The organism is Haloplanus litoreus (assembly GCF_045690335.1).
Taxonomy (GTDB): domain Archaea; phylum Halobacteriota; class Halobacteria; order Halobacteriales; family Haloferacaceae; genus Haloplanus; species Haloplanus litoreus.
The window spans coordinates 1,212,197-1,225,841 of record NZ_CP147874.1; the positions used below are offsets into that span (position 1 = coordinate 1,212,197).

16 protein-coding genes, 2 tRNA genes and 1 pseudogene are annotated in these 13,645 nt (G+C 65.8%); 10 read left to right on the plus strand and 9 right to left on the minus strand.

Going from position 1 to position 13,645, the window contains the following annotated elements; all coding sequences use genetic code 11:
* The first annotated feature begins 53 nt into the window (after nucleotides 1-53).
* The gene (locus V8686_RS06480) at nucleotides 54-344 is read left to right on the plus strand and encodes a PRC-barrel domain-containing protein (RefSeq protein ID WP_379703143.1); all 291 of its coding nucleotides are present in this window, start codon (nucleotides 54-56) and stop codon (nucleotides 342-344) included.
* Here the strand turns inward: V8686_RS06480 and V8686_RS06485 are convergent.
* Nucleotides 341-1,804 carry a DHH family phosphoesterase gene (locus tag V8686_RS06485; RefSeq protein ID WP_379703144.1) on the minus strand — a complete coding sequence of 488 codons (1,464 nt, stop codon included), beginning with the start codon at nucleotides 1,802-1,804 and terminating at the stop codon, nucleotides 341-343. The two genes, V8686_RS06480 and V8686_RS06485, sit on opposite strands and share 4 nt — an antisense overlap.
* Nucleotides 1,805-1,902: 98 nt before the next feature.
* On the opposite strand from V8686_RS06485, the gene V8686_RS06490 reads away from it, so the two are divergent.
* Nucleotides 1,903-1,976: transfer RNA gene (locus V8686_RS06490), tRNA-Lys, on the plus strand.
* A gap of 178 nt (nucleotides 1,977-2,154) precedes the next feature.
* Nucleotides 2,155-2,286: pseudogene (locus V8686_RS06495) on the plus strand (IS5/IS1182 family transposase); the annotation flags it as partial.
* A gap of 88 nt (nucleotides 2,287-2,374) precedes the next feature.
* On the opposite strand, the gene V8686_RS06500 reads toward V8686_RS06495, so the two are convergent.
* Entirely contained in the window at nucleotides 2,375-2,620 is a 246-nt protein-coding gene (locus tag V8686_RS06500) for a UPF0058 family protein (protein WP_379703145.1), read from the minus strand.
* 721 nt (nucleotides 2,621-3,341) lie between these two features.
* On the opposite strand from V8686_RS06500, the gene V8686_RS06505 reads away from it, so the two are divergent.
* Both V8686_RS06505 and V8686_RS06510 read left to right on the plus strand, forming a co-directional pair.
* Entirely contained in the window at nucleotides 3,342-3,641 is a 300-nt protein-coding gene (locus V8686_RS06505) for a HalOD1 output domain-containing protein (RefSeq protein ID WP_379703147.1), read from the plus strand.
* Between the two features lie 195 nt (nucleotides 3,642-3,836).
* The gene (locus V8686_RS06510) at nucleotides 3,837-4,031 is read left to right on the plus strand and encodes a hypothetical protein (RefSeq protein ID WP_379703148.1); all 195 of its coding nucleotides are present in this window, start codon (nucleotides 3,837-3,839) and stop codon (nucleotides 4,029-4,031) included.
* A 94-nt stretch (nucleotides 4,032-4,125) separates the two neighbouring features.
* Here the strand turns inward: V8686_RS06510 and thrS are convergent, their stop codons facing one another.
* A complete protein-coding gene (gene thrS / locus V8686_RS06515; protein WP_379703150.1) occupies nucleotides 4,126-6,048 on the minus strand; it encodes a threonine--tRNA ligase in 1,923 nt (640 codons plus the stop codon).
* Nucleotides 6,049-6,144: 96 nt separating this feature from the next.
* Between thrS and V8686_RS06520 the strand changes: the two genes are divergently transcribed.
* A complete protein-coding gene (locus tag V8686_RS06520; RefSeq protein ID WP_379703151.1) occupies nucleotides 6,145-7,566 on the plus strand; it encodes an APC family permease in 1,422 nt (473 codons plus the stop codon).
* A 39-nt stretch (nucleotides 7,567-7,605) separates the two neighbouring features.
* Complete coding sequence (locus tag V8686_RS06525) at nucleotides 7,606-8,520, plus strand: DNA-3-methyladenine glycosylase family protein (RefSeq protein WP_379703152.1); 915 nt, start codon at nucleotides 7,606-7,608, stop codon at nucleotides 8,518-8,520.
* A 4-nt stretch (nucleotides 8,521-8,524) separates the two neighbouring features.
* On the opposite strand, the gene V8686_RS06530 is transcribed toward V8686_RS06525, so the two are convergent.
* From V8686_RS06530 to V8686_RS06540, 3 genes are read right to left on the minus strand one after another with little or no spacing between them, the layout of a single operon-like run.
* Nucleotides 8,525-8,965 (minus strand): arsenate-mycothiol transferase ArsC, encoded by a 441-nt coding sequence (locus V8686_RS06530; protein ID WP_379703153.1) that lies wholly within the window; start codon nucleotides 8,963-8,965, stop codon nucleotides 8,525-8,527.
* A gap of 4 nt (nucleotides 8,966-8,969) precedes the next feature.
* Nucleotides 8,970-10,121 (minus strand): ACR3 family arsenite efflux transporter, encoded by a 1,152-nt coding sequence (gene arsB / locus V8686_RS06535; protein ID WP_379703154.1) that lies wholly within the window; start codon nucleotides 10,119-10,121, stop codon nucleotides 8,970-8,972.
* On the minus strand, nucleotides 10,114-10,512 hold the full coding sequence (locus V8686_RS06540; RefSeq protein WP_379703155.1) for an ArsR/SmtB family transcription factor: 399 nt from the start codon (nucleotides 10,510-10,512) through the stop codon (nucleotides 10,114-10,116). The genes arsB and V8686_RS06540 overlap by 8 nt, the downstream gene beginning before the upstream one ends.
* Nucleotides 10,513-10,738: 226 nt before the next feature.
* Between V8686_RS06540 and V8686_RS06545 the strand changes: the two genes are divergently transcribed.
* The gene (locus V8686_RS06545; RefSeq protein ID WP_379703156.1) at nucleotides 10,739-11,191 is read left to right on the plus strand and encodes a DUF555 domain-containing protein; all 453 of its coding nucleotides are present in this window, start codon (nucleotides 10,739-10,741) and stop codon (nucleotides 11,189-11,191) included.
* Nucleotides 11,192-11,257: 66 nt separating this feature from the next.
* On the opposite strand, the gene V8686_RS06550 is transcribed toward V8686_RS06545, so the two are convergent.
* Nucleotides 11,258-11,491 carry a UPF0058 family protein gene (locus tag V8686_RS06550; protein ID WP_379703157.1) on the minus strand — a complete coding sequence of 78 codons (234 nt, stop codon included), beginning with the start codon at nucleotides 11,489-11,491 and terminating at the stop codon, nucleotides 11,258-11,260.
* 136 nt (nucleotides 11,492-11,627) lie between these two features.
* Between V8686_RS06550 and V8686_RS06555 the strand changes: the two genes are divergently transcribed.
* Entirely contained in the window at nucleotides 11,628-12,035 is a 408-nt protein-coding gene (locus V8686_RS06555) for a translation initiation factor IF-2 subunit beta (RefSeq protein ID WP_379703158.1), read from the plus strand.
* Here V8686_RS06555 and V8686_RS06560 read toward each other — a convergent pair whose 3' ends face one another.
* The gene (locus tag V8686_RS06560) at nucleotides 12,036-12,215 is read right to left on the minus strand and encodes a DUF7836 family putative zinc-binding protein (RefSeq protein ID WP_379703159.1); all 180 of its coding nucleotides are present in this window, start codon (nucleotides 12,213-12,215) and stop codon (nucleotides 12,036-12,038) included.
* Nucleotides 12,216-12,377: 162 nt separating this feature from the next.
* On the opposite strand from V8686_RS06560, the gene V8686_RS06565 reads away from it, so the two are divergent.
* Nucleotides 12,378-12,452, plus strand: a tRNA-Met gene (locus V8686_RS06565).
* A 378-nt stretch (nucleotides 12,453-12,830) separates the two neighbouring features.
* Here the strand turns inward: V8686_RS06565 and V8686_RS06570 are convergent.
* On the minus strand, nucleotides 12,831-13,589 hold the full coding sequence (locus tag V8686_RS06570) for a hypothetical protein (protein ID WP_379703160.1): 759 nt from the start codon (nucleotides 13,587-13,589) through the stop codon (nucleotides 12,831-12,833).
* Nucleotides 13,590-13,645 lie beyond the last annotated feature (56 nt).

A 13,645-nucleotide genomic window follows, 5' to 3' on the forward strand; every position in this document is an offset into this window, starting at 1 on the left:
ACGCTCGCAGCCATCCGCGAACTATTAAGACCCGTCACGAACAGGGAGTGCATATGGACGGCACGCCACAGGAGATTACGACACTCGTCGGGCGCGAGGTGTATTCGAACAACGGGGTTTTCGTCGGGGAAGTCGAGGACGTCCGTCTCGACCTGGGACAGCAGTCCGTCACCGGACTCGCGCTCGGCGAACTGAGTCAGGAACTGTTCGCGGGCCGGATCGAGGCCGGCAAGGGCGTGATGATCCCCTACCGCTGGGTCCGTGCCGTCGGCGACGTCATCCTCATCAACGACGTGGTCGAACGGCTGGAAGACGAGGACGAAGACGAGGAAGTCGTCGCCTAGCTGCCGTTTCCGGCCTCACTCGCACTACTCTCGACACCCATCGCGTCGAACAGTTTCTTCCGCACCGCCTCCTCGGCCAGCGACAGGAGCGTGTCGCGGTTGTCCTCGCTCGCCTCGATACCGGTAAAGAGCCCGAGCGGAATCTCGACGCTTCCCTGCGTGGAGTGACCGCCCGCCTCGCCGATGTCCCCGTACGCGTCGTCGAGGACGTTGCCGATGTTGATCCGGATGTCTTTCGACCGTGCCGCGAGGTAGATGGTGTCGTCGGCGATGCCGAACACCGCCGTCGTCGTGATGCCCTCCAGGTTCAGGAGATGCTGGGCGGCCTGCGAGAGGGCGTCCCGGTCGCGGATAAAGCCCGCGTTCGAGACGAGGTGGCTCCCCTGTACCTGCCGGTTCTGGATGGCCTCGGCGAGGACGTCGAGGGTCTCCGGCGACATCGACGGCGACTCGACCTGTTCCAGCGTGTCGTGGTTGGCGAAGGGGTAGAGGTACGCCGCCGCCGTCAGATCCGCAGGCGTGGTGTCCCGCTTGAAATCGAGCGTCTCGGCGCGGATGCCGTACAGGAGTGCCGTCGCCACCGCCTCGCTCGGCGAGAGGTCGAACTCCTGGATGTACTTGGTGAGGATGGTGGAGGTGGAGGAGACGTTCGGCCGCACGTCGATGAACTCGGCGTCGTACTCCGACTCCGGTTCGTAGTGGTCGATGAAGATGTCGACGCCGGTTTCGAGGCCGATGTCGCCCGATTTCATGTGGTCGACCAGCGCGACCAGGGTGTAGTCGTCGAGATCCGCCACCTCCGACAGCGGGAGGAGTTCGATGCCGAGCAGATTCACGAACGCCCGATTCTCCTGGTGGCCGATGTCGCCGTGATAGAGGATGTCGGCCTCGACGTCGTGGGCGTCGGCGATTGCCTGTAGCGCCACCGCGCTGGCGATGGAGTCCGGATCGGGGTTGTCGTGGGTGAGGATGGCGAGTCGGCCGCCGCCGCCGTCGCCGAGGATGTCGGCCAACTGCTGGGCTTTGTACTCCAGTTCACCCGTCTCCAGCGCGCGAAGCGCCGATTCGGCGATCACTTGCGAGGGGTTGATCACCACGTCCGCGCCCGCCTCGGTGAGTTCGTCCTCGGAGACCGGGTCGGAGGCCCGGACGATGATGAACTGGTCGCCGCCGCGTTCGCGAATGGTCGACACCGCGGCCTTGTTCGCTTCGACGTCCGAGGCGAGGATGAGGAGGACGTCGCGGTCGGCGACGAGGTCCGCCACCTCGTCCTCGCGGATGTCGGTCCGGCGGGCGTCGAGGTCCTGGTCGCGGAGCGCTTCGACGCGGCTCTCGTCCCGGTCGAGGATCAGCACGTTCTTGCCATCTTCCGCGAGGTCCTCGGCGACGGCGTGACCGACGCTCCCACAGCCGAGGATCGCGTACGAAGACATCGTCGAGACTTGCGCCGCGTTACTCATGTAACCCGACGTATCGAGGCGTCTCACTTAACCTCGTCCCTTCCTCACCGGTCCGAAGGGAAACGCCTTTATCCGGGCCACGGATAGCGGATGGCGTAGGGCCGGTAGCTCAGTCAGGTAGAGCGACGGACTCTTAATCCGTCGGTCGGGGGTTCAACTCCCTCCCGGCCCGTGCACTGAACCGCCGAGTGACAACGAGGCGGTGCGGGAACCGGCAGGACGGAGTTGAACCAGGGAGGGCGCGCGCAGCGAAGCGAGTACGTCCGACCGTGGTTCAACTCCCTCCCGGCCCGCTCCGTCTTCGACGGGTTTTCACTCACTCCGAGCGGGCTCAAAGCGATCCTCCCCCCGTATTCGGACAACGGAGTCACTCAACACTCAATCGAAGGTCCGGTGCGTTCGTACGGTCACGACGATGGTGGACGCAGTCCCGCGAACTCACCATCGCTTGGCTCGTTCGCAACCTCGACCGATCACTCTGAACGGTCCGGTCGGGAATAGATGCGTCAATACGGTCACGACAGGGGGTCCAAGACCGGATGGTCGCTATCGGCGACGAGGAACTAACTACTACGGCCCATTCCTCGAACGCACGGGACGATCAGCGCACGTGTGTTCGAGCCACGGCCCGATGGCGTCGTTGAGGGCGGTGATCGCTTCGGCGTGTTTCTGTTTCGACTTGTGGATGCCCGACGGGGGCGTACCGAGTGCGTCGTAGGTGGACAGTGTCTCAGCTGGCATCTCTTCGTTCTCCATCAAATGCCGTGTGACTTCTACGAGCAGCGCGTGAATGTGGATGTACTCTTTCTTACGCATTATCGTCCCTCCATTGTGTGAGTGGACCTCCAGGTGAGAACCTCGAAACGCCTCCCCAGCTCATCCAGCAGCTGTTCGTGATCGACGTAGGGGACGAGTGGGGGAGACAGGGGCTTGCTGGGGTCGAAAACGGAATCGTCGTCGAAGCCATGGGCCAACGTGGGTGTCCCCCTGAACCCACTACGCACGCGAACTGGCATCAACCTACACTATTTTTCACTTAATTAAGCGTAACATCGCCAGTGACAGTCCGGAGGATCACAGTTCCTTCCCGTGGCAACGTGTCACACACGACTCTCGAAGACGGCGACGACGGTGACGCTAGCGACTCGGGACGACCTGCTACCGTCTACTGTCCGGAGTGCGGTACGAGGGCGTCCGCGGAGTGGTCGTTCTACAGGCGGTGCGAAACGTCGCTCGACGACGCGGAACCTGACGACACGAAACTGACGGTCCGGAACGACGGGGAGGGGTAGACCTCTCGGTGTTCGTCGATCAGGAGACAGGCTGTCCGAAGTGTGGACACACGGAATTTTACAAAGGGCGGCGGCCGAACGAAGAATTAACTCGTCGGTCCGCGTTGGTGTGGTATGGACCCGAACGAATCGCCGGCCGGCACCACCCTTACTCGACGTCCGGCCGCGAACGTGCCCGACGGCTCGCCGTCCGTCCGCGCGGCGCCCGGACGCCTGGACCGACCGCGTGGGGACGGCCGCGGTCGATGACCGCCGACGACCGGACCGGCGACGATCCGTCCCCGCTCGCTCGGCGCCGCTACGAGCCCGGCGACGGCGGCGAACTCTCCACGGCCATCGTCCGCACCATCGCCGCCATCGAGGACGTCCCGACCGACGGCGTGTCCATCCCACCACTCTACGACTGCGTCGACGTGGAGGCGCTGGACCGCGCGCTCTTCGGGACGCCCGGTACGTCCGGCGGGGCCGAACGCGCGACGTTCCGGTGTGGCACGTACCGGGTGGCGGTCGCCGCCGACGGCTGGATCCGGATCTACGGCGACTAACCGACTTGGACGGTGTGATCGAGGGTCCGCACTGGCGTGTGGCGTCGCCACCCCGCCCCGATCAGACAGGAACTTTTATGAGGAATACGGTCGTCGGCGTAACCGATGCATCCGAACGTCGTACCTGTACGCGACTGACTCCCCCCTTCTCCATCGACAGGTACCGACGTTCGACCGTCCGCAGTCACCTCCCGAATGAGCACACACCAGCAGCCCGCGACCGAATCCACACGCACCGCTCCGACACTAACCGACGGCCGATGGCAGGACGAGACGTCCGAGACGGCGACGCCGGTGTCGACGACCGCCGCCGCGAAACGGCAGTTCGCCACCGACCACCGCTATCGGCTCCCGAACCTCGTCGACGAAGAGAATCGCGCGATGTTCTGATCCGGACCGTCGTGAGTCAGTTCCCGCCGCCACCTCGCGGACGGCGACGGCCGGGAACCAGTTACGACGGTCCGTGTGATGTGGTACTCGACCGTCAGTCCAAGAAGTCCGGTTCGATCCGCTTCTCGTCGCGTTCCTCGCGGAGCTGTTCGGCGAACGCCTCGCGGTCGACGTCCTTTCGCTCCCGTTCTTTCCGGTCCCGAACCGAGACGGTGCCGGCCGCCTCCTCCTCGTCGCCGACGACGAGCATGTAGGGGACGCGGTCGCTGTGTGCCTGCTGGATCTTTCGGCCGACGGTCCAGGATCGGTCCTCGATTTCGACCCGGAAGTCGTCGAGTTCGTTCGCGAGTCGGTGCGCATAACCGAGATTGTCGTCGCTGACAGGGAGAATCCGAACCTGTTCGGGCGCCAGCCAGAGCGGAAACTTTCCGTCGAAGTGCTCGATGAGCACCATCAGGAACCGCTCGTAACTGCCGTAGAGCGCGCGGTGGATCATCACCGGCCGGTGGTCCTCGTTGTCCTCGCCGGTGTAGGTGAGGTCGAACCGTTCGGGCATGTTGAAGTCGAGTTGGACGGTCGGCCCGTCCCACTTGCGCCCGAGGGCGTCCTCGAACGCGAAGTCGATTTTCGGCCCGTAGAAGGCTCCGTCGCCCTCCTCGACGTCGTACTCGATGTCACGGGATTCGAGCACCGACCGGAGCTGTGACTCCGCACGCTCCCAGATTTCGTCGCTCCCGACCGACTTCTCCGGCCGGGTCGCCAGCGCGACCTCGGCGTCGAGGCCGAACGTCTCGAACACGCGGACGATGTTGTCCATCACGAGCGTCACCTCGTCTTCGATCTGATCCGGGCGGACGAACTCGTGGCCGTCGTCGATAGTGAACGCCCACACGCGGGAGAGCCCCGATAGCTCACCCCGCTGTTCCTTGCGGTAGACCTTGCCGTCCTCGAAGTAGCGGACGGGCAGATCCCGGTAGCTCCAGGATTGCTGGTCGAAGATGGTCGCGTGACCCGGGCAGTTCATCGGCTTCAGGCCGTACTCCTCGTCGTTCACGTCGAGGAGGAACATGTCGTCGACGTAGTTCTCGTAGTGGCCCGACTTCTTCCAGAGCTCCGTCCGGAACAGGTGAGGCGTCTCGACGGGTTCGTACCCCGCATCGAGGTTCAGGTCGCGGGCGTAGGCGGCGAGTTCGTCGAGGATGCGCTTGCCGTTGGGGTGATAGAGCGGCAGGCCCGGTCCCGTCGTGTCGTCGATGGAGAAGATGTCGAGTTCCTGCCCGAGTTTCCGGTGGTCGCGCTCCTCGGCCTCGCGTCGGCGTTCGAGGTAGGCCTCCATCTCGTCCTCGTCGGCGAAGGCCGTTCCGTACACCCGCGTCAGGGTGTCGTTTTCCTCGTCGCCCCGCCAGTACGCCGAGGAGATGTTCAGAAGCGTGAACGCGCCGATCTCCCCGGTCGATTCGACGTGGGGGCCCTGACAGAGATCCTCGAACTCGCCCTGTCGGTAGACACTTACGGGGTCCTCGCCCGCGGCCTCCGTGTTCAGGATGTCCCGTTTGTAGGGGTTGTCGGCGTACTCTTCGAGAACCGCCTCGCGCGGGCGTTCCGCACGTTCGATGTCGAGGTCCGCCGCGATGATCGTCTCGGCTTCGGCCTCGATTTCCGCCAGGTCTTCGCTGTCGAGGTCGACGTTCGTCACGTCGTAGTAGAAGCCGTCGTCGGTCGGCGGCCCGATGGCGAGTTTGGCCTCCGGATGCAGTCGCGTTAGTGCCTGCGCGAAGACGTGTGCCGCCGAGTGGCGCAACACGCGCAGATACTCGTCGCTGTCCTCGGTGACGATGACGAGGTCGGCGCCGTCTTCGAGGGGCGTGGCCTTGTCGACGAGGTCGCCGTCGACGACGCCCGCGACGGTGTCGCGCCCGAGGCCCGGCCCAATCTCGTAGGCGACGTCCTCCACCGTCGACCCCTCCGCGACGGAGAGTTCCGACCCGTCGGGAAGCGTCACTACGATCTCACTCATACCCGGAGGAAGTCGGACGAACGGAATAATACTGTCGAACGCGTGTTTTCACCCGGCCGCACAAGCTATTTCTCGCTGCCCCACTCCACGGGGGACGTGTCCGACGCTCGTCCGCTCGCGCCCCGCCACGTCGTCGCCGTCGCCCTCGCGATCCCGCTGGGGACGGGCGTGTTCTTGCTCCCGAGCGGCGTCGAGAACCTCGGCGGACCGGCCACCCCGGTAACCTACCTCGCCGGCACGCTCGCGGTCTGCTCGCTCGCCGTCGCCTACGCCGTCTTCCTGTCTAGCCCGCTCGCCGACTGCGACGGCCTCGCCTACGCCGCCGTCTCGCGGACGCTGGGCTCCCGTCCGCTCGGATTCCTGGCCGCGTGGCCGGCGGTCGGCGCTTACGTCGCCATCCTCGCGGCCCTCGTGACCGCCCTCGGCGACGCCGTCGCGTCCGCCCTCTCCTTGCCGTCGACGCCCGCTACGCTGGTCGTTCTCGTCGCCCTCGTCGGTCTTCACGCCGTCGGTCCGGCGGCGGCCGGCCGCGCGCAACTGTGGGTCACCGGCCCGACGCTCGTCCTCCTCTTGGGGATGATCGTCGGGGGGGCGATGGCGGCCGCGCCCGAGAACTTCCAGCCGCTCCTGCCGACGCCGCCCCTCCGCGAGCGACCGCTGGTCGCTCTCGGCGCCGCGACGGTCGCTACGCTGTTCGGTTTCGCCGGTTTCGACGCCGGCGCCGCCACCTCGTCGCTCGTGGCCTCCCCCCGGCGGACCGTCCCGCGGGCGCTGCTCGTGGCGGTCCTCGTAGCCGGGACCGTCGCGACGCTCGCTGCCTTGGTGACACTCGGCGTCATCCCCTGGCCACGACTGGTGTTCGCGTCCGCGCCCTTCACGGAGGCCGCAGCCAGCGGATTCGGCGTCGACCCGCGACTCCTCCTCGTTCCCGGGACGGCCCTCGCCGGCGTCGGTGCGGCGCTCGCGGCGGTGTGGCTCCCCGTCCGGACGCTCCGTGGGGCCGCCGAGGTGGTGCCCGGACTCGACCGCTCGGCTCCCTCCGGCCTGCTGGACCCTTCCCTGGCCGTCACCGGCCTGTTCGCGGGCGCCGTCGTCGTCCTCGACGTCGTTGGCTACGCGCTCTACCTCTCGGTTGCCGGCATCTTCCTCACGTACGCCGCCGTCGCCGTCGCCGTCGGTCTCCTCCCCTTCCTCCGCCCCACGCTCTATCGCCGGTGTCGGCTCCGTCCGCCCCCGTCCGCCCTCGTCGTCGTCGCCTGCCTCGGACTCGCCACTGCGGGGGTCGTCCTCGTCCGCAGCCTCTCCCTCGATCCGGCGACCAGCCTCGGCTTCGCGCGCTGGGCGCCCACCCTCGCCGGCGTCGACGAGTCGGTCCTCGTCCGGGACCCGCTGTCGACGGTCGTTCCCGCGCTCCTCCTCTGGGAACTCGTCGGAGTCGCCGTCGTCGCCGTCGCCGCCGACTACCGCGCCGACCGGGGCATCGACCGTCCGCCGCTCGATGCGGCCTACGAGGAGTAGAAACGAAACCGGGAAACCCCGCCGGCCCAACCCCGTGGCATGGAACGCGGCGCCATTCCGCTCGACGGCCTCGACGGGCCCTTCGACCTACAGGCGACCGTCGAGAGCGGTCAGAGCTACCTCTGGGACCGGCCCGACGGCGGGATGTACGAACGGATGGCTGCCCACGGTGGCGACGCCTGGTACGAGACGGTCGTCCCGCCCATCGACGCCGTCGGCAACGAACGGGCCGCCCTTCGGGTGCGACAGACCGCGGGGACCCTGGAGTGGGAGTCGACGACCGACGCCGTTCCCCTGCTGACGCACCTGCTCCGACTGGACGACGACCTGGACGCCATCCTCGGCGCGACGCCCGACGACCCGCTCCTGGCGCGTGCCTACGGGGCGTATCGGGGGATGCGGCTGGTTCGTGACCCGCCCTTTCCCTGTCTGATCTCCTTCATCTGCTCGGCGCAGATGCGGGTGTCGCGCATCCACGGGATGCAACGGGCGCTCGCCCGGGAGTACGGCGATACGCTCACCGTCGACGGACGCACGTATCACGCCTTCCCGACGCCCACGCAACTCGCCGCCCGCACCGAGGATGACCTCCGGGAACTGAAACTCGGCTATCGTGCCCCCTACGTGAGACGGACCGCGGAGATGGTCGCCGACGGCGAGGCCCGGCCAGAAGCGGCCCGCGGCCGCGGCTACGAGGACGCCCGCGAGTACCTCACGCGGTTCGTCGGCGTCGGTGACAAGGTGGCCGACTGCGTGTTGCTGTTCTCGCTCGGGTATCTGGAGGCGGTGCCCCTCGATACGTGGATTCGGTCGGCCATCGCGGATCACTATCCCGACTGTGATCGTGGCTCGTACACGGAGACCTCCCGGGCGATCCGCGAGCGCTTCGGCGGCGAGTACGCCGGCTACGCCCAGACGTGCGTCTTCTACTACCTCCGGGCCGGCGGGGAGTGAGCGGTCACTCGGTGGCTTCGATGTCGTCGAACAGCGCCTGTACCCGGCGTTCGACCTCGTCACGGATCTCGCGAACGCGGTCGACGTCGGCGTCGTGTGGGTCGTCGAGTGCCCAGTCGCGAACCTCGACGTCGTCCCGAATTTCGTCCACGTCGAGGGTCGAACAGCCCATCGTGGCGACGTAGTCACAGGCCCGTAGCTCCGTCGGGCTGATCTCGCGAGGCGTCCGTCCCGAGAGGTCGAATCCCACTTCGTTCGTGACGTCGATCACGACGTCGTGGACCGCCTCGGCGGGGTGGGTACCGCCGGTCAGGATTTCGATCCGGTCGTCGAGCCCTCGGCGCTCGCGCTCGCGTTCGGCGAACGCGGTGGCCATCTGCGAGCGACCGGCGTTCTGGACGCAGACGAAGGCGATGCGAGTCGGCGTGGTGGTGTCGGTGGACATGGTTTCAGTCGTCGGAGGGTCGTTCGGACGTCGTGGCGTCGGCGCCGGTGGGACTCTCCCAGTCAAACCGTCGCTGGAAGTAGAGCGCGACGTTGACGAGGGCGAGCAACACGGGGACCTCGATCAGCGGGCCGACGACGGTGGCGAAGGCGACGCCGGAGCCGACGCCGAAGACGGCGACGGCGACGGCGATGGCCAGTTCGAAGTTGTTCGAGGCGGCGGTGAAGCCGATAGCGGTGGTCGTGGAGTAGTCCGCGCCGATGCCCCGCCCCATCCCGAAGCTCACGAGGAACATCACGACGAAGTACACTGTCAACGGGATGGCGATCAGGAGTACGTCGGCCGGCGCGGCGACGATGTTCTCGCCCTGCGTCGCGAACATGACGATCACAGTAAAGAGCAGGGCGACGAGCGTCAGCGGATCGATCCGGGGGACGAACTCCTCGTCGTACCACTCCTCGCTCTTCCAGCGGGTGCCGGCGAAGCGGGTGAGGAAGCCGCCGGCGAAGGGAATCCCGAGGAAGACGACGATGGCGCGGAACACCTGTGCGGGCGTCACGTCGAACGTACTGATGCCGGCGACGAGTGCCTCCATCCCCAGTAGCGGCGGGAGGAAGAGTCCGAAGAACCAGACGTAGACGCCGTACGTAACGATCTGAAAGAGGCTGTTGAACGCGACCAGGCCGGTGACGTACTCGGTCGATCCCTCGGCGAGTTCGTTCCAGACGAGCACCATCGCGATACACCGAGCCATCCCGATGAACACGAGACCGAGGAAGTACTCCGGACGGGCCGGTAGGCCGGGCACGAGGCCGCTGAAGAAGACGACGGCCAGACCAAACATCAGCGTCGGGCCGATGAGCCAGTTCTGGATCAGACTCAGGCCGAGGACGCGCCAGTTGCTGAAGACGGCCCGGAGCTTCGAGTAGTCGGCCTTCGCGAGCGGTGGGTACATCATCGCTACCAGCCCGATCTCGACGAGGTGGAACTCCTGGATCGGTGCCGTCACCGACGGTGCAACGAAGCCGAGGCCGACGCCGACGGCCATCGCACCGAAGATCCAGACGGTGAGATACTTATCGAGGAAGTCCATCGACCGCGGGTCGCCACAGCTCTCGCAGCCACAGTCGGGGCCGTGCTCGTGGGCGTTACTCATCGCCGACGCTCCCGTCGAGCACCGTCACGAGGGCCACCGCTCGGTTGGTCGCCCGATACTTCTTCCACCGACCCTCCTTCCAGCCCTCGACGAGGTCGGCGTCGACGAGCGCCGAGAGGGCGTGACTCAGCCCACTCTCGCTCACGTCGACGACGGCGTTCAACTCACAGACGCACAGTTCCTCACCCGCGGCCACGAGCACCCGAACGAGGGTGTAGCGCGTCTCGTTGGCGAGCGCCGAGAGTACGTCCAGTTCGGTCTCGACCCGCGCCGTTCCGAGGGCCGCCTCGAGCGTCCCGAGTTCGTCGAGCCGTCGTTCCACATCCTCGCTGCGACACTCCTCGAGTTCGTCATCGAGATACCGCCGGAGGCGCTCCGTCCCTTGATCCATCGTGTACGTGTCCTCCAACGAGAGCGTATTAGTTGTTCCGATGCTCAAGTATATATTCTCAATAGGGCACTGAAATGCAGTTGAAGGGCTTCTATTTGGATTCTGTTGATATCGACTTGAATACTACTTCAACTGGTTTGCCTGGCGGGGGGCGGCGACGTTCCGGCCCTCAACGGCGAGCCGCGGGCGAAGGTTCATGACGGTGGGAGTACAAGTTCTGTGTGGTATGGACTGTCGAGTCGTCGTCGAGGCAGCGGTTCCGGTGTACGATGTAGAGACCCCGGACGAGGCGATTCGGATCGGCATCGCCAAGACCGGTGAGATGCTGAACCCGGATCTCAACTACGTGGAGATCGACATGGGGTCCCGGACGTCACCGTCGGGCGAGGAACTCCCACCGGCGTTTATCGCCGCCGACGAGGCGCTCGTCGCCCTGGAACTCGAGATGAAGGTCTTCAACGTCGAACAGGAGGAACACGCCTCCCGCATCGCGCGCAAGGAGATCGGGCAACGTCTGGAGAACGTCCCGCTCACGATCCTCTCGGTCGTACCGATCGAGGACGACGAGGACGAGACGGCGGACGAGGACGAGACGGTGGACGAGGACGAGACGGTGGACGAGGATGAGACCGAAGACGAGGACCCCATCCCCGAGTTCGAGGAGCTCGTCGACGAGTGATCGTCGCCCGGCGCTGCCGCTCGTCGATTTGGGCCTGCATCAGGAGACTGCGCCGTACGTTCGAGTTCAGTCCGCGTGAGGAGCGACGCGCTCCTCGGACGTGTCCAAGGACGAAGTGATTCCGTTCGCCAGTTTGAAAACAGCCGCCTTGTGGTCGGTCTTGGACTTGTGGATCGATGTGGGTCGTACCCCCATCTGCTCGTACGCCGTCAGGTCAATTTCGTCGTCGTGCCATGCTGCACACTGTTTCTCTACCTCGGCCAGAAGGCCGTGCAGGTGAATGAGCTCCTGCTTCTTCATAACAACCATCCATAGCGAGTGGAAGGTTATATTATTATCTTGAGTGGAGTTAACATGCGCCTCGGGGCCGATACGGGAGCATTTGCGCCGATCCCGTTCTGAAACGTTTTAGTCGCCACGGCTGTCAGATGGGCACATGGATTACGACGACAGTCTCGACCGGGCGCTGACCGAAACGCCGGAAATAAGCGACTCCGCCGACCGATTTCAGGTCCCCGATCCCGCAGTTCGGCCCGAAGGCAACGTCACTATCTACGAGAATTTCGGGGAGACCCACGACCGACTGAACCGGGAGCGCGACCACCTCCTCAAGTTCTTCCAGTCGGAACTGGGCACGAGCGCCAGTATCGACGACCGGGGCCGCGCCCGCTTCACCGGCGACTTCAAACAGTCGCGCGTGGCGGACGCCCTCGACGAGTACGTCGAGGCGTTCGTGACGTGTTCGGAGTGTGGATCACCCGACACTCGGCTCGTCGAGGAACGCGGCGCGACCGTCCTGAAGTGTGACGCCTGCGGTGCGCTTTCGTCCGTTCCGGAGCTGTGATCACTCGAACTGTTTGACGAGTTCGAGGTCGCGTTCGGTTCGCATAAACTCCGCGAGGCGGCGTGTCGCGTGGCACGCCGGACAGCTGAAGTTCTTCCGATGACCCGGCAGTTCGGTCGGCCCGGACTCCCAATCTTTCCCACACTCGGGACACATCAGCCTCACGAACGCTTCGACCATACCCCACGGTGCGTCACGGAGTCTCATTAATGGTTCGGCGCCCCCCATCGACTCCTCGCCCCACCGAGCACACGTGTGCGACGACGCCGACCCGGCCGACCGGGGTGAGCGGGCCGTCACGATTTCAAAACCCTTAACGCCGCCTCGCCGGTACGCTCTGGTAGCGGGATGGGATAGCCAGGAGATTCCGCCGGGCTCATAACCCGGAGATCGGTAGTTCAAATCTACCTCCCGCTACTTTTCGAGCGAACGACCCCGACCGACGAGCGCAGCGAGGCGGGAGTCGTTCGCTCGAAACGCCTAGATTCGACTCGGGGAGCGAAACGAGCGTAATCCGATCGCCCTCCTCTTACTTTCGAGCCGTCGGTGGTGGTCGAATACCCGTCGTTCCGACTCACCGCCTGCCCGTCCGTGCGCTACGACTCCGATCCCTGTTCCGTCCGCCCGAGATACGCGTAACAGTTCGGACACTGAATCGGGCGCGCCCCGTGTCGGTCGGGTTCGCCGACGAAGCGAGTACGCGAGTAGCCACGACCACACTCCCGGCAGGTCACGATGATGACCACACACGGGACAGTCGCCGCGACCCCTTGGAGGTGTCCATCTTCGGTTCGGTCACGACTCGTCGTCGGCGTCGTCACCGGTCCCGCTCGGACGCACGAGGTTCGCGAGCGTCACCAGTACCCCCAGCACCCATCCCACCGGCACCGCGAGCGCTCCCCACATACCGACGTAGGCGAAGCCGACGAGTTCGAATCGCTGCCTGAGCAGGGTGTTCACCCCGCGGTAGGTGAGGACGGTGTCGAGCAACCACACGGCGAACGTCTCACTACGGGGGAAGACTGCGGCGGCGAGCGTCGGCGAGTAGAGCGCGGCCACCACCGGCGGCAGGAAGACGGCGATCACTGCGAATGGGTACGCGACGACGACGGTGGTGAGGCGCCCACCGAATCGCCGGAAGAGGAGCGCCAGTATCGTCGAGACGACGGCGACTGTCCCCGCGGCGGCGACGGCGAGAAAGCCCTCGGTCGAGAACTGGACGCGTGCGAGCGCGGTCAACGCCCCCCAGACCAGCACCGCGAGGACGACGGTCCCCACCGCGCCCAGTCGCGTCGTCGTTCGGTCGATCCGTCGAACGTGAAATCGGATAAGCAGGCCGAGGACCGCGAGCGGATAGCCGACGAGCAGGCCCACGCTTCCCAGCAGTGCCCAGAGCCGGTACGTCACTCGTTCCCACGTCGTCTCCGGCGTCCACCGGGCGGCGACCGGATGCGAATCCCGAAGCTGTGGGAAGGCGAGCGCCATCCAGAAGCCGTGGAGCCGCCGCAGGTCGTAGGCCACGTCCGCCACGATGCTCGTCAGTACCGCGCTCATGGTCACGTCGGTTCGGGTCGGTCGAGTTAACGGTTCGGGGTTCGCGGCTCGCGGCG